Consider the following 19,524-nt stretch of genomic DNA (forward strand, 5'->3'; position numbering starts at 1 on the left):
TCCTTTGAGGGAGCGTTTCCTACGCGTCTTCTTCTCGCGGGGAGCGGCCTAGCACATAGCCGAGTTGGAAGAGGGAGTCGACGTTGTAGTCCTCCCTCATCTCGGCGATATGCCGGGCGAGCGTCCGCTCACTGATGCCGAGCCGCCGCGCTATGACGCGGTGGTTCGTTCCGGAGAGCAGGAGCTCGATGATGGTCTGCCGGAGTTGCGACACGACCTGACGCGGGACCGTGCGGTCCCCCTCGAACTCGAGCGCCCTGTTCCAGCTCCGCTCGAAGACCTCCTCGGCGAGGAAGTTGATGACGGCGGGGTCGTAGATGAAGGCGGCGATGGTGTCGCCCGCCACGGGAATCACCGCCAGCTTCCGATCGACCACGATCAGCCTGGTGTACGGCTCGTCGAGGGTGCGGAACTGCCAACCGGCCTTCGCCAGCTGGGCCACGTAGTCCCTGGTCGGCTGGTGGTAGCGGGTGCTCGCGTGGTAGATCGTCCGCATCGACGCGCCGTGCCGGAGCATGTCGAGATCGCGGTCCAGGAATGCGGTCAGCAACTCGGCCGGGCGCGGTCCGCCCGGTTGCATGGCGAGTCCCTCCGTCCACCCGCTGGCCGCGGATTGCTGGAGCCGTTGATTGATCAGGGCGCGGCCCCGGACGTATTCGATGGGACCGCCGGATTGGTTCGGTGCGTGGAAAGCCTCGGCGAGTTCGCTGAGCTCCGTCGGCAACGCCACCGCGCGGGACAGAAGGTCGAGCGCCTGCCGTTGCCACGTCGAACTCAGGCTTGCCGACAGCTGTGTCGGGTCGACGGCGAAATAGGCGTCCGGCTCTTCGTTGTCGAGAATTAGCAGCCCGAGGTCCAGCAACTCCTGGAGGGCGGAATCCTCGCCGGAATCGCAGGCATTCCGGCTCAGCCGACCGCTCTCGCTCACGGCCTTCAGATAGAGCGTGCGGGCATCCTCCGACAGGACGCGGAGTCCGCCTGGCGCGGCACCTGCTCCTTCTCGCCCACTCATTCTTGGTCTCCCTGTGTTGACCGGACAAGTTAGTCAACGCGACGGATGGCTACTGCAGCAAGGATCTTATGCGGCTTGCAGGATCCGGTCGGAGTCGTCCCAGGTGGCGATCGCCCCCCTTGCCGCAGCACTCTCTCACCACACGCCAGCCGCCGGCACCCCCCGAACAGGAGGGAGCCGGCGGCTGGCGGAGCAGGCGGGCCCGCGGGTCAGCGCTTGGGGCGCCAGACGACGAGGGCGCTGGACTGCGGGGTGGGGGGCTGGTACGGGACGAGGTCGCGGCGGTAGGACGCGTGGACGGCGGCCTCGCGCTGCTGGAGCGCGGCGGCGGCGCCCTCGAGGGAGTCGACCAGTTCGGTGATGCGGGACTGGAGGGCGGCGACCTGGTTCTCCAGCTCGATGATCCGCTTGATGCCGGCCAGGTTGATGCCCTCGTCCTGCGAGAGCCGCTGGACCTCCCGCAACTGCTGGATGTCGCGGGCGGAGTAGCGGCGGCCGCGACCGGCGGTGCGGTCGGGGCTGACCAGGCCGAGGCGGTCGTACTGGCGCAGGGTCTGCGGGTGCAGGCCGGACAGCTCGGCGGCCACCGAGATGACGTACACCGGGGTGTCCTCGGTGAGCACGTACTGCGGCGGCGCGGTGGCGGCGCGCCGGGTGCGGCGGGGGCCGTCGCCGGGCAGGCCCTCGCCGAGCCCGGGGCCGATCGGGCTGTCGGGTGTCATCGAGTCGGGGTTCATCTGGTCGTCACGCTCCCTTCGCCGCCCGGAACAGGGCGGCTCGTGGGTCGTCGGAGGCGGTGGCCTCGCGGTACTGCTCGAGGGCGTTCAGCGCGTCGCCGGTGACGTGCTGCGGCACCACGACCTCGACGGTGACGAGGAGGTCGCCTCGGGTGCCGTCCTTGCGGGTGGCGCCCTTGCCGCGGGCGCGCATGGTGAGACCGTTGGCGCTGCCCGGGGGCAGCTTGAGCTTGACGGTGGGGCCGCCGAGGGTGGGCACCTCGATGGTCGCGCCGAGGGCGGCCTCGGGGAAGGTGACCGGGACGGTGACGGTCAGGTTGTCGCCCTTGCGCCCGAAGACCGGGTGCGGCTCGACGTGCACGGTGACGTAGAGGTCGCCGGGCTGGCCGCCGCGCTCGCCCTGGGCGCCCTTGCCCTTGAGCCGGATCCGCTGGTCGGCCTGGACACCGGCCGGGATGCGGACCTGCATGGTGCGGGCCGAGCTGGCCCGGCCGCTGCCGTGGCAGTCGGTGCACGGGTCGTCGACGATCATGCCGCGGCCGCGGCAGTCCTTGCACGGCTCGGAGAGCGCGAAGGCGCCCTGGCCGCGGCTGACGGTGCCGGCGCCGACGCAGGTCGGGCAGACCCGCGGGGTGGTGCCGGACTTGGCGCCGGTGCCGTTGCAGGTCCGGCAGGGAGCCTGGCTGGTCATCCGCAGCGGCACGGTCGCGCCGTCGACCGCCTCCTCGAAGGAGAGCGTCACCTCGGTCTCGACGTCGGCACCGCGCCGGGGCTGGGCCTGCCGGGCGCCGCCCCGGTTGAAGAGGCCGCCGAAGACATCGCCGAGGCCGCCGCCGCCCTGGCTGCCGCTGAAGAGGTCGCCGAAGTCGAAGCCGTAGCTGCCGGTGCCGGGGCCGCCGGTGCGGAAGCCGCCGTTGGCGAAGAGGCTGCGGGCCTCGTCGTACTCCTTGCGGCGCTTGTCGTCGGAGAGGACGTCGTACGCCTCGGAGATGTCCTTGAAGCGCTCCTCGGCCTTGGCGTCGCCCTTGTTCGCGTCCGGGTGGAACTCGCGCGCCAGCTTGCGGTACGTCTTCTTGATCTCGGCGGCGGTGGCGTCCTTGGGCACGCCGAGGACCTTGTAGTAGTCCTTCTCGACGAAGTCCTTGCCGCTCATGCGCCCACCTCGCTGCGCCCGGCAGCCGCTGAGCGGTCCGCGCACCCCTGGATGGTTCGCTCGCTGCGCTCGCTCACGGCTCCCGCCACCTCCCGATGTCCATCGTCACTGTGCTGTCAACAGCCGCTGGAAGAAGAGCCGTTGACAGCGCGCTGCGGAGCCGGCCGCTCGACTTGCCGGCGTTCGACTCCGCAGCGCACTGGTTGTCAGCTGTCACAGGTTGTCAGCTGTCCGAGCCACCGTCGGACTCGTCCGTGTCGGCGGGCTTCGCCTCGGCGTCCGGGGCGGACGTCGTCTGGGTGCCCGGCTGGGGCTCCGCGACGGCGACCATGGCGGGGCGGATGATCCGCTCGCCGATGCGGTAGCCGGGCTGGAGGATCTGCACACAGGTGTCCACGGTGACATCCGAGGAGTAGCTGTGCATCAGTGCCTCGTGCTGCGTCGGGTCGAAGGGCTCGCCCTCCTTGCCGAACTGCTGGAGGCCCAGCTTGGCGACGACCGTCTCCAGGGACTCGGCGACGGACTTGAAGCCGCCCGTCACCTCGCCGTGCTCGCGGGCGCGGCCGATGTCGTCCAGGACGGGGATCAGGGACTCCAGGATGTTGGAGACCGCGATCTCGCGGACGGTCAGCCGGTCGCGCTCGACCCGCTTGCGGTAGTTCTGGTACTCGGCCTGCAGCCGCTGCAGGTCCCCGGTGCGCTCGGCCAGCTCGCGCTTGGCCGTGGCGAGCTCGTCGGAGCCCTCGCCCGCACCCGCCGAGGCGGCTTCCTCGGCTGCCTTGATCACGGCTTCCTCGGCGGCGGAGTCGTCGCCGGGCTTGCCGCCCTGCGGCTTGTCCGTCACGCCGACGCACCGCCCTTGGGCTTCTCGTCGTCCACGATCTCGGCGTCGACGACGTCGTCGTCCTTCGCCTGGGCGGACTCACCGGCCCCGGCCGCACCGGCGGCGTCGGCGTTGGCGTAGAGCGCCTGGCCGAGCTTCTGGGCGGTGGTGGACACCTTCTCCGAGGCCTCGCGGATCTTCGCGATGTCCTCGCCCTTCAGGGCCTCCTTGAGCTCACCGATGGCGGTCTCGACCTCGGTCTTGACGTCGGCGGGGAGCTTGTCGGCGTTGTCGGCGATGAACTTCTCGGTCGAGTAGACGAGCTGCTCGGCGGAGTTGCGGGTCTCCACGGCCTCGCGGCGCTTGTGGTCGTCCTCGGCGTACTGCTCGGCCTCGCGGCGCATCCGGTCGACCTCGTCCTTCGGCAGCGAGGAGCCGCCGGTGACGGTCATCTTCTGCTCCTTGCCGGTGCCGAGGTCCTTGGCCGCGACGTGCATGATGCCGTTGGCGTCGATGTCGAAGGTGACCTCGATCTGCGGCAGGCCGCGCGGCGCCGGCGGCAGGCCGGTCAGCTCGAACATGCCGAGCTTCTTGTTGTAGGCGGCGATCTCGCGCTCGCCCTGGTAGACCTGGATCTGGACGGACGGCTGGTTGTCCTCGGCCGTCGTGAAGATCTCGGAACGCTTGGTCGGGATCGTGGTGTTGCGCTCGATCAGCTTGGTCATGATGCCGCCCTTGGTCTCGATGCCGAGGGACAGCGGGGTGACGTCCAGCAGCAGGACGTCCTTGACCTCGCCCTTGAGGACACCGGCCTGGAGCGAGGCGCCGATGGCGACGACCTCGTCCGGGTTGACGCCCTTGTTGGCGTCCTTGCCGCCGGTCAGCTCGCGGACGAGCTCGGCGACGGCCGGCATGCGGGTCGAGCCGCCGACCAGGACGACGTGGTCGATCTCGGAGAGCGAGATGCCGGCGTCCTTGATCACGTTGTGGAACGGGACCTTGCAGCGCTCCAGCAGGTCCGCGGTCAGCTGCTGGAACTGGGCGCGGGTGAGCTTCTCGTCCAGGTGCAGCGGACCCTCGGCGGAGGCCGTGATGTACGGCAGGTTGATCGAGGTCTCGGAGGACGAGGACAGCTCGATCTTGGCCTTCTCGGCGGCCTCGCGCAGACGCTGCAGGGCCATCTTGTCCTTGGACAGGTCGACGCCGTGGCCGGCCTGGAAGACCTTCACCAGGTGGTTGACGACGCGCTGGTCCCAGTCGTCACCACCGAGGTGGTTGTCACCGTTGGTGGCCTTCACCTCGACGACCCCGTCGCCGATCTCCAGCAGGGAGACGTCGAAGGTGCCGCCGCCGAGGTCGAAGACCAGGATGGTCTGGTCGTCCTTGTCCAGGCCGTACGCCAGGGCGGCCGCGGTGGGCTCGTTGACGATGCGCAGGACGTTGAGGCCCGCGATCTCGCCGGCCTCCTTGGTGGCCTGGCGCTCCGAGTCGTTGAAGTACGCCGGGACGGTGATGACGGCGTCGGTGACGGTCTCGCCCAGGTACGCCTCGGCGTCGCGCTTCAGCTTCTGCAGCACGAAGGCCGAGATCTGCTGCGGCGTGAAGTCCTTGCCGTCGATGTTGATCTTCCACCCGGTGCCCATGTGGCGCTTGACCGAGCGGATGGTGCGGTCGACGTTGGTGACCGCCTGGCGCTTGGCCACCTCGCCGACCAGGACCTCGCCGTTCTTCGCGAAGGCGACGACGGACGGCGTGGTCCGAGCGCCCTCGGCGTTCGTGATGACGGTGGGCTCGCCACCCTCCAGAACGCTGACGACCGAGTTCGTCGTGCCGAGGTCGATGCCGACCGCGCGTGCCATCGTAGGTACCTCCACGGAAGAGTTGAGCTTTACAGGCTCAAGGATGCACGACCCGTCCGGGGCCGTCAACAGCTTTGAGTGCGGGCGGCTCAACTTTGCTGAGCCGAACGGTCGGGCGCCGGAGCCCGGCGGCGGGCGGAGGTCGGCCGCCGGCCGGTCGGCCCGCCGGATTCCGAATCGGGCTCGATCGGGTGCGGCGCGTGGGAGTCACGTGACTGCCGCCATAGCTTGGGAACCTTCTGGTGGCCTGTTGTTGACAGGTAATGTCCGGGCCGTCGGCCCGGAAAGTTACCGACCAGTACACTCACTTCAGAAAACCGTGGAACCACAGACCCTGCTGAACCGCAAGCCGCAGGAGACGGAGAGCCGATGCAGCTAGCAGCGATCGTCATCTCGCTGGTCACCTTCGTGATCGGCACCGCGCTCGCCCTTCGTGCGGCGTGGCACATCTTCCGGGTGGTGCTGACCGGCTCGCCGGACTCCACCCGCTTCGGGAAGCCCGCCCAGCGGGTGAGGACCGTGGCGGTCGAGTTCATCGGCCACACCCGGATGAACCGCTGGGGGATCGTCGGCATCGCCCACTGGTTCGTCGCCGTCGGCTTCTTCAGCCTGGTGCTGACCATCGTCAACGCGATGGGCCAGCTCTTCGACGCCGAGTGGGAACTGCCGGTCATCGGCCACTGGATGATCTGGCAGCTCTTCGTCGAGCTCGTCGGCACCCTGACCACCCTGGGCATCGTGACCCTGATGGTGATCCGGCTGATGAGCCTGCCGTCCAGGTCGGGCCGCAAGTCCCGGTTCGCCGGCTCGATCGCCTGGCAGGCCTTCTACGTCGAGTACACGATCCTCGGCATCGGCCTCTGCATCCTGATGCTCCGCGCGCTGGAGGGCGCCCTGGCGGGCGTCGACTCCTACGGCCCCGAGCACCTGGTCTCCTACCCGATCGTCTCCGCGCTCAGCGGGCTGTCGCACGGCACCCTGGAGAACCTGGTCTACCTGTTCGCGATGCTGAAGATCTGCATCTCGTTCGCCTGGGCCATCACCATCGGCCTCAACCCCTCGATGGGCGTGGCCTGGCACCGCTTCCTCGGCTTCTTCAACATCTACTTCAAGCGCGAGGAGGACGGCGGCACCGCGCTCGGCGCGCTCCGCCCGATGACCAGCAAGGGCCAGCCGATCGACTTCGAGGACCCGGCGGAGGACGCCGTCTTCGGCGTCTCCCAGGTCGAGCACTTCTCCTGGAAGGGCATCCTCGACTTCTCCACCTGCACCGAGTGCGGCCGCTGCCAGTCGCAGTGCCCCGCCTGGAACACCGGCAAGCCGCTCTCCCCCAAGCTGCTGATCATGAGCCTTCGCGAGCACGCCTACGGCAAGGCGCCGTACCTGCTGGCCGGCGGCGGCAAGGACATGGAGGGCACCGAGCAGGCCACCGCCGAACAGCTCAAGGACCTCCCGGCGGCCGCCCTGGCCGAGGCCGACCGCCCGCTGATCGGCACCGCCGAGGAGAACGGCGTCATCGACCCGGACGTGCTGTGGTCCTGCACCACCTGCGGCGCCTGCGTCGAGCAGTGCCCGGTGGACATCGAGCACGTCGACCACATCGTCGACATGCGCCGCTACCAGGTGATGATCGAGAGCAACTTCCCGACCGAGGCCGGGACGATGCTCAAGAACCTGGAGAACAAGGGCAACCCGTGGGGCATGGCCACCAAGGCCCGCCTCGACTGGGTCAAGGAGCTCAAGAAGGAGACCGGCATCGAGGTGCCGGTGATCGGCGAGGACATCGACCCCGCCGAGGTCGAGTACCTCTACTGGGTCGGCTGCGCCGGCGCCCTGGAGGACCGCGCCAAGAAGACCACCAAGGCCTTCGCCGAGCTGCTGCACACCGCGGGCGTGAAGTTCGCGATCCTCGGCAAGGAGGAGACCTGCACCGGTGACTCCCCGCGCCGCCTGGGCAACGAGTTCCTGTTCCAGATGCTCGGCGCGCAGAACGTGGAGACCCTGAACGCCGCGCTGGAGGACGCCCCGACCAAGCGGATCGTGGCCACCTGCCCGCACTGCTTCAACACCATCGCCAACGAGTACCCCCAGCTCGGCGGGCACTTCGAGGTGATCCACCACACCCAGCTGCTCCAGCACCTGATCGACGAGGGCAAGCTCGTCCCGGTCAACCCGGTCGAGGGCCTGATCACCTACCACGACCCCTGCTACCTGGGCCGCCACAACAAGGTCTACAGCCCGCCGCGCGAGATCATGGACAAGGTCCCCGGTCTGCGCCAGCAGGAGATGCACCGGCACAAGGAGCGCGGCTTCTGCTGCGGCGCCGGCGGTGCCCGGATGTGGATGGAGGAGCGCATCGGCAAGCGGATCAACACCGAGCGCGTGGACGAGGCGCTGTCCCTCAACCCGGACATCGTCTCCACCGCCTGCCCGTTCTGCCTGGTGATGCTCTCCGACTCGGTCAACGGCAAGAAGAACGAGGGCGCGGCCAAGGAGCACCTGAAGGTGGTCGACGTGGCCCAGCTGCTGCTCGACTCGGTGAAGGCGACCCCGCCCGCCGCGGCCGAGGACGAGCCGGCGACCGTCGGCGCGTAGCGACCGCTGTTCGACAGTTCTGCTACAACCGCCCGGCCCGGTGGACGCACCCAACGCGCCCGCCGGGCCGGGCCTTTCGGCGCCACGGCCGACGTCCGGGCGCACGCCGGGCGGACGGCGGGTGACGCCGGTCGCACGGCCGCCGGACTGGCATTCGGTCGGAAGGAAATACAGTAGGCGCCGGACCGGCTGCGAGGCCGGTCGGCCCGTTCCGAACGGGTCGAGAACACCGACGGAGGTACGGCCCACCGGGCCGGGCCGCAGAGACCACAAGGGGAACAGCGCAGACCATGACCGAGGCGATCATGCTCGTCGGTGGTAAGGGCACGCGACTGCGTCCGCTGACCACCCACACCCCCAAGCCGATGCTGCCCGTGGCGGGTGTCCCGTTCATCGCCCACCAGCTGGCCCGCGCGGCCGCTGCCGGGGTGACCCGCGTGGTGCTGGCCACCTCGTACCTGGCCGAGGTGTTCGAGGACCACTTCCAGGACGGCACCCCGTACGGCATCGAGCTGGTCTACCTCACCGAGCGCGAGCCGCTGGGCACCGGCGGAGCCATCCGCAACGCCGCCTCCGGCCTGACCTGCGGCCCCGACGAGCCGGTCCTGGTCTTCAACGGGGACATCCTGTCCGGGCTGGACATCGCCGCCCTGCGCGATGGCCACGTGGCCGCCGGGGCCGACGTCACCCTCCACCTCACCCGGGTCGAGGATCCGCGGGCCTTCGGCCTCGTCCCGACCGACGCGGACGGACGGGTGCTGGAGTTCCTGGAGAAGCCGGAGACGCCGGAGCAGATCGTCACCGACCAGATCAACGCCGGCTGCTACGTCTTCACCCGGTCCGTCATCGACCGCATCCCGGCCGGCCGGGAGGTGTCCGTCGAGCGCGAGACCTTCCCCGAGCTGCTCGCCACCGGTGCCCTGCTGCGCGGCGTCGTCGACACCTCGTACTGGCTGGACCTCGGCACCCCGGCCGCGTTCGTCCGCGGCTCGGCCGACCTGGTGCTCGGCAAGGTCGACTCCCCGGCCGTCCCCGGCCCCACCGGCGACGCCCTGCTGCTGCCCGGCGCCACCGTCCACCCGCGCGCGGTGCTCAGCGGCGGCACCGTGGTCGCCGAGGACGCGGTGATCGAGGCCGGCGCGATCGTCGAGGGCAGCGTGATCCTGCCCGGCGCGGTGATCGGCCCGGACACCCTGGTCAAGGACTCGATCGTGGGCGCCTTCGCCACCGTCGGCGACCGCTCGGCACTGGACGGCGCGGTGATCGGCGACGGCGCGATCGTGGAGTCCGACAACGAGCTGCCCAGCGGCGTCCGGATCGCCTGCGGCACCCTGCTGCCGGTCGGCGCGGTGCGCACCTCGGCCGGTCCGGGCGGCTGCCCGGCCGGCACCACCGCGGCCGCCGCGGTGCACGGGCCGTCGGTCACCGCCCAGCGGTAGCGCCGCCGGCCGGGGCCTCCGGCCCCGTTCGTCTCAGGCTCGCTGCAAACCGGCCCCGGCTCCGTCCGGGGCCGACGTGCGCTGGGCCGGACGGGTACCTTCGGAGCGTGGCTGGTAATCGATACGACAGGGGTCAGGGCGCCGACCGCCCGCACGGCGGGTGGTCGCCCGCTCCGCCGCCGGCGGGGGCGCCCGGGGGGTACGGGCAGCCGGACGGGCCGGAGTACTTCACGGCCCCGCACCCGGCGGCGGCCGGCGGCCCGGCGGGGGCTGCCGCCGCTGACGGCGCTGACGGCGCTGACGGCGCTGACGGCGCGCCGGGCGGCCCCGGCGGGGTGCCCGGTGGCGGGTACGACCCGTACGCGGCCGACCGGCCGGGCAGCACCCGGGCCTTCCCGGTCGGCGACCCGTACGGCGGACAGCCGCCGTACCCGGCCCAGCCCGGCCACGACCAGGGCTGGTACGGCCAGGGGCCGGACCACGGCGGCCACGACGGCGGCTACGGGGGCGGCCGCGACGGCGGCTACGACGGCCGCTACGAGGGCGGCTACGGGCAGGAACCGCCCTACGGCCCGGACTCGCACGCGCCGTACGGCCGGGAGCCGCACGCGCCGTACGGCCAGGACAACGTCGCCGTCTACCGGGCGGGCGGCCAGTCCGCCCCGCACGTCGCCGGACCCCGCCCGCAGTGGCGCGAGCTGTTCACCGGCCTCCTCCGCAACCCGACCGCGATCTTCGACCGCACCCGTGACCACCAGGTCTGGCTGCCCGCGCTCACCGTCTCCCTGCTCTACGGCGTGCTCGCGGTGCTCGGCATCGGGCTGACCCGCGACGACATCGTCAACTCGACCTTCACCGTCGCGCTGACCGGCCTGCTGGCCGGCGCCGTCTGCTTCACCGTGGTCGGCGGGATCTTCGGCGCGGTCACCTACGCCCTGGCCCGCCAGCTCGGCGGCGACGGCCCGTGGAAGTCGACCGTCGGCCTGGCCGCGCTGATCGGCTGGCTCACCGACGCGCCCCGCCTGCTGCTCGACCTGGTGCTGCCCTCCGGCAGCGCGGTGGTCCAGGCCGTCGGCTGGGCCACCTGGATGTTCTGCGCGTACCTGCTGACCGCCATGGTCCGCCGGGTGCACGACCTGCCCTGGGGCAAGGCGGCCGCCGCCGCGGCGGTGCAACTGGTCGCGCTGCTGGTGCTGATCAAGCTGCCGACGCTGGGCTGAACGGCGGCAGGCAGAATGGTGGGCGGGCCGGGCCGCAAGGCCCACGGCCCGCCCGCCCTCGTTCCGCCCCAGCCAGGAGCCAGCCATGCCCCTCCCCACCACCCACGTCAGCTTCCCGGCCGGGGCGGTGACCGGAGAGTCACCGGTGCTCGCGGTGCACCCGCTGGAGGACGGCCGGTACGCGGTGGTGACCGAGTCGACCCCGTTCCACCCGCTCGACCACACCTGGCCCGACCAGCCGGCCGACCACGGCACCCTGACCGTCGACGGCACCGAGCTGGCCGTCGTGGACTGCCTCACCGGCGCGGTCGGCCCGGACGGCGGCGCGCCGCTGGTCGGTGCCGACATCCCCGTCAAGCGCGGCGACGAGGAGTGGTCCTGGCTGGTCCTGCACGTCCTGGACACCGACCCGGGCGACCTCACCGGCCGTACTGCCGTCCTCGCCGTCGACGCCGAGCGCCGCGCCGCCCTCAGCGCCTCGCACAGCGGCTGCCACCTGCTCGCCCTCGCCCTGAACGCCGCGCTCGCCCCGCGCTGGCGCAAGGACCCGGGCCGCTCGGACGCCTTCGGCAACCCCGACTTCGACAGCCTGGCGATGGCGAGCTCGGTGATGGACACCCACGCCAGCACCGACACCTACCGGCTCGGCAAGTCCCTGAAGAAGAAGGGCTTCACGGTGGACGCCACCGAGGAGTTCCCGGCCCTCGCCGACGCCCTGCCCGCCCTCACCGAGGCCGTCAACGCCCGGCTCGCCGCGTGGGTCGCCGCGGACGCCCCGGTCCGGATCGAGGTGCCCGGGCCCGAGCTCACCGCCCGCCGCCAGTGGCACTGCGAACTGCCGGAGGGCCCCGCCGAGATCTTCTGCGGCGGTACCCACCTGCACCACCTCGGCGAGCTCGCCGAGCTCCGCACCGAGCTGCGGCTCTCCGAGGACGGCACCGAGCTGGTCGCCGTCACCAGCCCCAAGCGGGCCTGACGAACGCCGCGGGCGGCCGCCCCCGTCGTGGGGACGGCCGCCCGCCGTGCGTGCACTCCGCCGGGATCAGACCTCGGTGCGGTGGAAGTTCAGGTACGAGCGGGACGGCGTCGGACCGCGCTGGCCCTGGTAGCGCGAGCCGTAGCGCGCCGAGCCGTACGGGTGCTCGGACGGCGAGGACAGCCGGAACAGGCACAGCTGCCCGATCTTCATCCCCGGGTAGAGCTTGATCGGCAGCGTCGCGACGTTCGACAGCTCCAGGGTCACGTGACCGCTGAACCCGGGGTCGATGAAGCCGGCCGTGGAGTGGGTGAGCAGGCCCAGCCGGCCCAGGCTCGACTTGCCCTCCAGCCGGGAGGCCACGTCCTCGGGCAGCGTGATGACCTCGTACGTCGAGGCCAGCACGAACTCGCCCGGGTGCAGGATGAACGCCTCGTCGCCCTCCGGCTCGACCAGCCGGGTCAGGTCCGGCTGCTCCTCGGAGGGGTCGATGTGCGGGTACTTGTGGTTCTCGAACACGCGGAAGAAGCGGTCGAGGCGCACGTCGATGCTCGACGGCTGGATCATCGCCGGGTCGTAGGGGTCGATGACGACCCGGCCCAGGTCGATTTCGGTCCGGATGTCCTTGTCAGAGAGCAGCACGGTTCGAGGTTACGTGCACGACGGGGCCCCGGACGAATCCGCCCGGGGCCCCTCGTGTCCGTCCGACGGCCGTCAGGCCAGGAACTCCGCGGCCTCCATCCGCATCGCCCGCGCCAGTTGCGTCGTCGAGAGCTCCTGCACGTCGGCCAGCACCGAGCTCCGGAGCCGCCCGCACTGCGGACAGCGGATCAACCGCCCGGGCCCGAGCCGACCGGGGCCGAGGTTCTGCATCGGGAACGTGGTGGTGCTGAACAGGTGCCCCTCGGCACAACGAACGACGGCGCGCTGCTCCATCGGTCCCCTTCCCATCCCTAACCCAGTACTCACCCGTACTCATCGCGCCCCGGCGGCCAGGCCCCGGGACAGCGTCACATTAGGGGATGTTCCGGACATTCCTCACCATGGCTCGCCGCCCCGAACCCACACCCGCCGGAGCACCACACGCGGCCCAAACAGTACGCCCCCCGCCCACCCCCACCCGGCTCCGCCACGTCCTCGGACCAGCCGTGCAACCACAGTCACGGATGGGGTACAGTGGCACCGGATCGAGCGGTCTCTGACCTCTCATCAGGCGGGCGTAGTTTAATGGTAGAACATGAGCTTCCCAAGCTTAGAGCGCGAGTTCGATTCTCGTCGCCCGCTCCAGCGCAAAGCCGCAGGCCAGAGGCCTGCGGCTTGTTTGTTGTCTGGACCAATTTGGGTCAGTCGTGCCAGATTCGTGCCAGATGGTCGCTGGCGTGGGCACCGGTAGCGGATTTTTCGGCCCGTCGACCGCACCTCTCGGGCGGGCGCACAACAATCGTCTCAAATGGCGAGATCAACTTTTTGTGGTCTGTGTCACGAAGTTGGTCGAGTGGGATGCGTGACCTGCGCACCGGTGGTCGACCGTCGATCATGACGAACGGCGGGACGTCCTTGTAGGGGCCGGACAATCCAGGAAGCCGGTGGAGGCTGGCGCCTGGAAACGGGGGACACTGAGTCGGCAGGTCGCCTACCATGCTCGCGATGCGCCTCCGGGTGGGGGAGGCGCCGAGGAGGGGCTCTTACAAGATTTTCGTAGTCGGTGATCGTCCTGGGCCCTGGGTCAGCTGAGCAGGATGCGCTGGCGTAGAAGGCGGTGTCCGGCGCGGCCGTAGGTCTGCCGTTTGAGCAGCTTGATCTTGTTGTTGACGCCCTCGGTGCGGCCGTTGTGCCAGGGCAGGGTGAGGGCGTGGTCGACGCTGGCGCGGTCGCGCCCGAGGCCGGTGGCGTAGGCGTGCAGGAACGGCAGGTCCGTGGCCCGGACCCGTGTGATCCATCCGGTCAGCGCCTCGGCGTTGGCCGGTTTTGGGGTGAGGAGGGCGGCGAAGTCGCCTACAGCGTCTGCCAGGGCAGTCATCTCCGGGCACGCTCCGGCGAGTTGGTCACGCAGCACTCGCTGGTCCTCGCGCAGGTGGTCGGGGTCGGTGAGCAGGAGGCGGGCGGCCTTGCGCGGGGAGAGGCTGGCGTGGTCGGCCTCGACCCGGCCCTGGTTGATGTAGCGGACCAGAAGGTTCGCGCTGCCGGTGTAGCCCAGTTCCTTGATCTCGCGCAGGAGGTGGGTGACGGGCACGGCGGGGTCCTCGGCCCGGCGTCGGCGCAGGTGCTCGCGGTAGGGGTCGACCAGGGTGGGCCGGTAGAGGGGCGCCCGGACCAGGCGCTCGGGCTCGGTGTGACGGGCATAGCGCTTGACAGTGTTCAGCGCGAGGCCCAGGCGGCGGGAGCATTCCAGCAGGCCGACCCCGGCCTCGAGGAGCTGGTGGACCTGCTGCCACCGCTCGCGGGTGGTCGCGGCGCGGGTGCCTTCCCGAAGGGGCGGCCCGGCCTTGGCCCAGCACGCGCTGTGGGCTGCGATTTCCTTCTGTGCAGCCTCGGCCAGTCCGTGCCACAGGTGCCAGCGGTCGCAAACTTGAGTGATCGCAGGGTCGGCGTCGGTGGTGGCCTGGGCGAAGCTCCCGGCTCCGTCCCGGCAGACGGCCTCGATGCCGGGGTGGGCCTTCAGCCAGGCGGTCACCGTCTCCATCTTGCGGTCCGGCAGGACATCGATGCGCTCGCCGGTGGCGGCGTCGATCAGGATGGTGGCGTAGCGGTGGCCCCGGCGCAGGGCGAACTCGTCGATGCCCAGCACCCGCGGGACGACCCGGGCGGGCAGGCTGATGCGCATCAGGCAGTTCAGCACGCTCGCCCAGGTCAGCGCGTGGTGCAGCACGCCCAGCAGGCGGGCCCCGGCCGACCCGGCCAGTGCCACGGCGACCGCGTCGACCACCTTCTGCAGAGCAGGAGTGCGACGCTGGTAACGCCGGGTCAGCCCGTCGATCTGCTCGGCGAAGGTGACCTTCTCGCAGGCCGGGTTCTCGCAGTACAGGCGGCGCACCGATAAGTCGATCACGACCGCCCGACCGCCCACCGCTTCGTCTGCGACATGCCGCTCGTATCGAAAGTGCACCCAGTCCGACGACTGCCCGCACAACGGGCACGTCGCCGGCAAGTCATTCCTGGTCCGGGCTGTGATCCTCAGCAGATCCCCGCTGGCCTCCACGCGCTCAACCTGCACCGCGGCCAGCTGCGGCAGCAGGTCCCCCACCATGACAACACACCCAGACAGCGTCTCACCGTCAACAAGGCGACACCACAGGCGAGTTGAAACAATCATCAGCTACGAAAATCTTGTAAGAGCCGTTGGCTGGACACACCCGACCTCGCCCGCCAGGCCGTAGCCGAGCAACAGGCCACGGACAGCCGGTAGCCGGTGCGGCCCCCAAGGTGGGTTCGGGACCTACTGGCGCCGGAATGGCCAGCTGGCGCGACGGTGACGGCCCGACCGTGCGCTGCTGGCTGGGTGTTCTTCCTCGGCAGTGCACGGCGGGATGGGAGCCGGGGGTTCGCTGCTGAGGAGGAGCGACCGCCAGACCCGTTCCTGGAGCCCTCGGATGCAGGCTCCGCAGGCGTACATCGGCGCCTGGGCGCCAGCCACGGTTGCGGGGCCGATCCACAGGACTCGGGTCCACCGCTCGCCGCAGTAGAGCCAACAGAATCCGTCGACCCAGTGGTTACCGTCGTCCGTGGAGGCTGGGGCGGGCAGGCCGCCATGGGCGAACTCGGCGATGGCCGGTAACACAGCGTGCGGTAACGCCAGTTCGGTCAACAGGAGCTCGCCTCCTCGGTCGGCCTCGGGACACTCCGCGTGCACTGCAGTGCGGTGTCGACCGCCGAGGCGACTCGTGCTCGCAGCGGCTCCGACGTGATCAAGGTGGCGGCTTCGGCGAAGTCCCGTGCCGCCGCTAGCAGGAGGCGGGACTGTACGGCCAGGTAGTCGCTCAGGAAGGCGTGGACGGCAGGTGGGACGTCGTCGAGGACGGCGGCGCTGTAGATCACGGTGAGGGAGAACGCCCAACAAGCGTGGAGGAACCCGAAGGCGGGCCGGTCGGTTTCGCGCCAGGGCGAGTAGAAGGTCACATCGTCCGGCAGCGAGACCGATGCCATGGCCAGGGCTTCGTTGAACCAGTGGTGGCCGGCCTCGTGGAGGAGGTCGCGGGCGAGGACTTCGGTGGCGTCGGTGTAGTCGGTGAACACGGTGCCGGGGAGGCGGGTGATGCTCCAGCTGAAGAGGGTGTCGCGCAGTTCCCGTCGTTCGAGCAGGCAGACGATCGGCGCGTGCTGGTCGAGCAGGTCACCGAACCCGTGCTTGCGGGCGGATCCCAGGGCCGCAGTGAGTAGCTCATGCAGCCGGGCCGGTGCAGCCGTGGTCTCCGGTGCGAGGAGGTAGTAGGCCGTCTCCGAGAGCGGCGACTGCAGGAGCTTCCCGTCCTCGGGGTTGAGCAGCAGGTGAGCGCCGCTGCGGGAGTCTGCGGACGCCAGGTACGCGAGGTCGCGCAGCTCGGTGCGCCGGTACCAGGAGAGCAGGTCGCCGTGACGGTTGGTGGCGGCCTGCTCGGCTCCTTCGAGCAGGTGGTGCGCGACCGCGTGGGCGACTGCTCCGCCGGTCGGGCCGTGGCCGTCGAGGTTGCTGCCGAGGAGGTCCGCGATGCGTCGCGTGCGCTCCGCCTTCCGTTCCTGGAGGCCGGGCAGGTGGAAGAGCTGGTCGGTCAAGGGCTCGGGCATGGTCACGTCTCCTCGGGCGGGTGGTGCGTCCGGTGCAGCGCGCGATGCACCGGACGCGCCGGGTCCTGTGTGGGGCTACAGCTGGGTGTCGTCGGTGGGCGCCTCAGCGGTCACGTTCGACCGGGAGGTGTTCCAGCCGTGCGGCGACGCGTTGGATGTGTGGGCGGTGATCCGCACCGGCCCGTCGTCGTGCAGGGCAGCCACGGCGCTGACGAACTCGCTGAACTGGTCGGGGTTCTCCATGGGTCCTCCTCGCAGGTGGATTGGTCGAGAGGGAGTCGGGCGGTCGCGGGGGACCGCGGCTCCGGTGCATCGGGGGATCACCGAGTCCCTTGCCGCGCTGGTGTCTCGGCGGTCAGGAGGGTGAGGAACTTGCGTACCCGGCCGGCGCGCACGGGTTCGGTGCCGTGGATGAGCTGGCTGCCGAAGACGAGCAGGGTGCCGGCGGCGGGCCGCGCGGTCCAGCGGGTGCGGCCCATCTCGCTGAACCAGCCGGAGGAACCGTCGGCGCCTTCGGAGATGAACCGCATGCGGGGCGCGTAGCCCGGAGCGGGCTCCGGGGCCGGCGGGGTCCAGGGCGCCTCGCTGCCGCTGGTCTCGACGTAGAAGCCGCCGCTGCCGTCGGTCGCGAGCTCGATGGTGACGCTTGCTGCGGCGATCTGCCGGGGCCAGGTGCCGGGGTCAGGGGCGATGCCGTCTGCGTGGGCGCTGATGTACTGGCCGGCCTGGTACTCCAGGAAGATCCAGGGGCGGTGGCCCTGGATGGAGGGCAGGTTCCGCGCGATCGCGGTATGGCTGCGTTCCAGCGCGGAGTCCAGGATCGCCTGGGCGGCGGCCGGGACGTCGGTCATCTCCACGCGACCGACGGGCTCGTAGAGCGCACGGGCCTGCTCGGAGCTGAGTCCGGGGACCTCGTGGATGGTGGAGGTGCGAGCGCTGTCGAAGGACTCGCGGCCGCGCTGAGCGAGCTCCACGTCCATGAGCTCGTTGAGCTGTCGCACCTCGGGGGCGCTGAGGAAGCCCTCGATGGTGTGGATGCTGAGCGTCTCGGCGATGTGGATCACCGGCGAACCTCCGTGGGATCGAGGGCATGCGGGGATGGGGCCGGAGGAGGGCAGGCGCAGCGGAACAGGTCGTCGCTGGTGGGGTAGTCGATGAGTTCGGCGAGGAGCCGGCCACCGGTGGGGAGCGCGGCGAGGTAGTCGTCCGGGTGGCTGCCGGGTGCGGGCACGAGCCGCAGGTCCAGGACGGGGTAGCGGTTCCCACCGGTGCCGCAGGTCAGCAGGCTGCGGCCGAGGTCGAGCGCGCAGGAAGGGGGCAATGCGCCTTCGGCTCGCGCGGCGAGTTGGCACAGCCGGGTGGCGATCTCGGCGGCCTCGGTCCGGTTGCGTGGCAGGACGCCGACGGCCAACTCGCGCTGCGGTGCACCAGGGGCGGCGGCGTGGCCCTGGCAGCTGTCGTAGGTGACGTAGTTCCAGCGCTCGGTGAGGGCTCGCACGAGCGGGAAGACCCCGGGCTCAATGCCGTCACGCCACTGCGGGTGCCGGGGGTCGAGGTCGTCGGCTTCGTGGACACCCGGCAGGCCCACGGTGTTGATGTTGCCGAGCGTACTGGTGCGCAGGCGGGCCCGCTGCCGGGGTGCGAGCGGATCGTCCCAACGGCTGAGGAAGGCGGCGACGTCGTGCATCTGGTTCGGGTGGCGCGGGCGCCAGCGGAGCCGGGTGCACCAGACCCCTTCGGGGTGTTCCGGCTGTGCGAGCAGGGCAGCGATGCCGTCGATCAGCCGCATGCGGTGGTTGCAGTAGGCATCGCCCAGGTCGGCATGCGCGTACCGGAGGCGCACGGCCATGCACCCGCCTCCGCAGGTGTCCCGGTAACCGCAGGAGACGCACGGCGCGATGAGGGAGCGGGCATCGGCGAGCAACCGGGAGCGGTCCTGGGCGTGCCGCACCTCCTGTTGGGAGCCGAGGAGCGGGAGTCTGGTCAACTTGGCTCGGGGCCAGGGGAGTTCGTCGCAGCTGCCGAGGCGACCGTCGGGGTACAGCGTGAAGACGTGGTCGCACTTGAGGTCGTCGTAGTGGCAGGAGCCGGTGCGCAGGCCGCGTAGCCGGCGGATCACGGAGACGGCCGGATCCAGTTTGATCTTGCGGAACCAGCCGGCGCGGACCCACTGGACGGCTGCGGCGAGGGCGAAGTCCGCGTACTGGGCAGGGGTGATGGCCCACGCCGGCCCAGCGGATCCGATCGCCGCGGCCTGCATAGCCCTGCTGGTACCGACGCGCCTGGAAGTTGCTCGTGTCGGTACGACCACGGCGCCGTCGAAGCAGGGGACGAAGCTGATCGCCATCACGGCCGGGAAGGAGGCCAGGTGGTCGACGATCTCTTCGGCCCGGCCGAGGATTTGCGGTGTGACGGCGCAGATGACCGAGGCGGCCCGGTCGCGGCGCTCCAGCAGCTGCAGCGTCTCGACGATCCTGGGGTAGACGGGCACCCCGTCGTAGCCGACGCGCCAGCTGTTCCCTTGGGCGTCGCCGTCGAGGGAGATGCTGATCTCCAGCGAGGGCAGGCGCTCGTCGAAGAGGTCGAGCCAGGCGTTGTCGAGAAGCAGACCGTTGGTCTGGAGGCTGACCCGGATCACGTTCGGGTTGGCCGCGAGTGCACGCAGGACGCCGGTGATCGCGTCCTTGCCGGCGGTGAGCGGCTCGCCGCCGTGCAGTTCGACGGCGAGCGGCCGGTCGGTGAAGAGCGCAGCCAGTTGGTGGACCTGGTCGGCGTCGATGCGGCGGCCACCTGGGGCTTCCTTGCGCTTCTCGAAGCAGTACAGGCAGTCGATGTCGCAGGTCTCGCCGCGCAGCTTGAGGATCACGGACACGGCCGCAGTGCTGTCGCCGGGGTCGAGGCGGGCGTACAGGGCGTCGAGGTCGTTCGAGGGCGGGGCGGTGGACAAGG

Annotated in this window: 15 protein-coding genes, 1 tRNA gene and 1 pseudogene; 5 read left to right on the top strand and 12 right to left on the bottom strand. The window is 70.6% G+C overall.

Features of this window, described 5'->3' with window-relative positions:
- Positions 1-19: 19 nt before the first annotated feature.
- The 5 genes from ACGF07_RS10185 to dnaK form a co-directional block, all read right to left on the bottom strand.
- On the bottom strand, positions 20-1,012 hold the full coding sequence (locus tag ACGF07_RS10185) for a helix-turn-helix domain-containing protein (protein WP_350743736.1): 993 nt from the start codon (positions 1,010-1,012) through the stop codon (positions 20-22).
- A gap of 209 nt (positions 1,013-1,221) precedes the next feature.
- Entirely contained in the window at positions 1,222-1,749 is a 528-nt protein-coding gene (locus ACGF07_RS10190) for a heat shock protein transcriptional repressor HspR (RefSeq protein ID WP_350743737.1), read from the bottom strand.
- Positions 1,750-1,756: 7 nt separating this feature from the next.
- Entirely contained in the window at positions 1,757-2,902 is a 1,146-nt protein-coding gene (gene dnaJ, locus ACGF07_RS10195) for a molecular chaperone DnaJ (RefSeq protein ID WP_350743738.1), read from the bottom strand.
- A 223-nt stretch (positions 2,903-3,125) separates the two neighbouring features.
- Positions 3,126-3,746 carry a nucleotide exchange factor GrpE gene (gene grpE / locus ACGF07_RS10200; protein WP_350743739.1) on the bottom strand — a complete coding sequence of 207 codons (621 nt, stop codon included), beginning with the start codon at positions 3,744-3,746 and terminating at the stop codon, positions 3,126-3,128.
- On the bottom strand, positions 3,743-5,584 hold the full coding sequence (gene dnaK / locus ACGF07_RS10205) for a molecular chaperone DnaK (protein WP_392897100.1): 1,842 nt from the start codon (positions 5,582-5,584) through the stop codon (positions 3,743-3,745). The genes grpE and dnaK overlap by 4 nt, the downstream gene beginning before the upstream one ends.
- A 369-nt stretch (positions 5,585-5,953) precedes the next feature.
- Between dnaK and ACGF07_RS10210 the strand changes: the two genes are divergently transcribed.
- From ACGF07_RS10210 to ACGF07_RS10225, 4 genes and pseudogenes are all read left to right on the top strand, one after another.
- Positions 5,954-8,179 carry a (Fe-S)-binding protein gene (locus ACGF07_RS10210; protein WP_392897102.1) on the top strand — a complete coding sequence of 742 codons (2,226 nt, stop codon included), beginning with the start codon at positions 5,954-5,956 and terminating at the stop codon, positions 8,177-8,179.
- A 290-nt stretch (positions 8,180-8,469) separates the two neighbouring features.
- Positions 8,470-9,543, top strand: a pseudogene (locus ACGF07_RS10215) (sugar phosphate nucleotidyltransferase); the annotation flags it as partial.
- Positions 9,544-9,725: 182 nt separating this feature from the next.
- Entirely contained in the window at positions 9,726-10,838 is a 1,113-nt protein-coding gene (locus ACGF07_RS10220) for a Yip1 family protein (RefSeq protein WP_392897104.1), read from the top strand.
- An 85-nt stretch (positions 10,839-10,923) separates the two neighbouring features.
- On the top strand, positions 10,924-11,814 hold the full coding sequence (locus ACGF07_RS10225) for a metal-dependent hydrolase (protein ID WP_392897106.1): 891 nt from the start codon (positions 10,924-10,926) through the stop codon (positions 11,812-11,814).
- Between the two features lie 66 nt (positions 11,815-11,880).
- On the opposite strand, the gene dcd is transcribed toward ACGF07_RS10225, so the two are convergent.
- Positions 11,881-12,456 carry a dCTP deaminase gene (gene dcd / locus ACGF07_RS10230; protein WP_392897108.1) on the bottom strand — a complete coding sequence of 192 codons (576 nt, stop codon included), beginning with the start codon at positions 12,454-12,456 and terminating at the stop codon, positions 11,881-11,883.
- A gap of 72 nt (positions 12,457-12,528) precedes the next feature.
- Entirely contained in the window at positions 12,529-12,750 is a 222-nt protein-coding gene (locus tag ACGF07_RS10235) for a hypothetical protein (protein WP_350743745.1), read from the bottom strand.
- Between the two features lie 277 nt (positions 12,751-13,027).
- On the opposite strand from ACGF07_RS10235, the gene ACGF07_RS10240 reads away from it, so the two are divergent.
- Positions 13,028-13,101 (top strand) — tRNA-Gly (locus ACGF07_RS10240).
- A gap of 439 nt (positions 13,102-13,540) precedes the next feature.
- Here ACGF07_RS10240 and ACGF07_RS10245 read toward each other — a convergent pair.
- The 5 genes from ACGF07_RS10245 to ACGF07_RS10265 form a co-directional block, all read right to left on the bottom strand.
- Positions 13,541-15,061 carry an ISL3 family transposase gene (locus ACGF07_RS10245; RefSeq protein WP_392897109.1) on the bottom strand — a complete coding sequence of 507 codons (1,521 nt, stop codon included), beginning with the start codon at positions 15,059-15,061 and terminating at the stop codon, positions 13,541-13,543.
- 554 nt (positions 15,062-15,615) lie between these two features.
- Positions 15,616-16,575: an aKG-HExxH-type peptide beta-hydroxylase gene (locus ACGF07_RS10250; RefSeq protein WP_392897111.1), complete on the bottom strand. Its 960-nt coding sequence runs from the start codon at positions 16,573-16,575 to the stop codon at positions 15,616-15,618.
- Positions 16,576-16,650: 75 nt separating this feature from the next.
- Entirely contained in the window at positions 16,651-16,818 is a 168-nt protein-coding gene (locus ACGF07_RS10255; protein ID WP_359792242.1) for a hypothetical protein, read from the bottom strand.
- A 77-nt stretch (positions 16,819-16,895) separates the two neighbouring features.
- The gene (locus ACGF07_RS10260) at positions 16,896-17,639 is read right to left on the bottom strand and encodes a hypothetical protein (RefSeq protein ID WP_392897113.1); all 744 of its coding nucleotides are present in this window, start codon (positions 17,637-17,639) and stop codon (positions 16,896-16,898) included.
- Entirely contained in the window at positions 17,636-19,522 is a 1,887-nt protein-coding gene (locus tag ACGF07_RS10265) for a radical SAM protein (RefSeq protein ID WP_392897115.1), read from the bottom strand. Before ACGF07_RS10265 ends, ACGF07_RS10260 begins: the two co-directional genes overlap by 4 nt.
- Between the last annotated feature and the right edge of the window lie 2 nt (positions 19,523-19,524).

This window comes from Kitasatospora sp. NPDC048194, from assembly GCF_043202455.1.
Taxonomy (GTDB): Bacteria; Actinomycetota; Actinomycetes; order Streptomycetales; family Streptomycetaceae; genus Kitasatospora.

Excerpts from the sequence above, each read along its gene's own strand:
- dnaJ (WP_350743738.1), bottom strand. The coding sequence starts at position 2,902 with ATGAGCGGCAAGGACTTCGTCGAGAAGGACTACTACAAGGTCCTCGGC.
- ACGF07_RS10225 (WP_392897106.1), top strand. The coding sequence starts at position 10,924 with ATGCCCCTCCCCACCACCCACGTCAGCTTCCCGGCCGGGGCGGTGACC.
- ACGF07_RS10185 (WP_350743736.1), bottom strand. The coding sequence starts at position 1,012 with ATGAGTGGGCGAGAAGGAGCAGGTGCCGCGCCAGGCGGACTCCGCGTC.
- ACGF07_RS10245 (WP_392897109.1), bottom strand. The coding sequence starts at position 15,061 with ATGGTGGGGGACCTGCTGCCGCAGCTGGCCGCGGTGCAGGTTGAGCGC.
- ACGF07_RS10250 (WP_392897111.1), bottom strand. The coding sequence starts at position 16,575 with ATGCCCGAGCCCTTGACCGACCAGCTCTTCCACCTGCCCGGCCTCCAG.
- dnaK (WP_392897100.1), bottom strand. The coding sequence starts at position 5,584 with ATGGCACGCGCGGTCGGCATCGACCTCGGCACGACGAACTCGGTCGTC.
- ACGF07_RS10255 (WP_359792242.1), bottom strand. The coding sequence starts at position 16,818 with ATGGAGAACCCCGACCAGTTCAGCGAGTTCGTCAGCGCCGTGGCTGCC.
- ACGF07_RS10235 (WP_350743745.1), bottom strand. The coding sequence starts at position 12,750 with ATGGAGCAGCGCGCCGTCGTTCGTTGTGCCGAGGGGCACCTGTTCAGC.
- ACGF07_RS10190 (WP_350743737.1), bottom strand. The coding sequence starts at position 1,749 with ATGAACCCCGACTCGATGACACCCGACAGCCCGATCGGCCCCGGGCTC.
- ACGF07_RS10210 (WP_392897102.1), top strand. The coding sequence starts at position 5,954 with ATGCAGCTAGCAGCGATCGTCATCTCGCTGGTCACCTTCGTGATCGGC.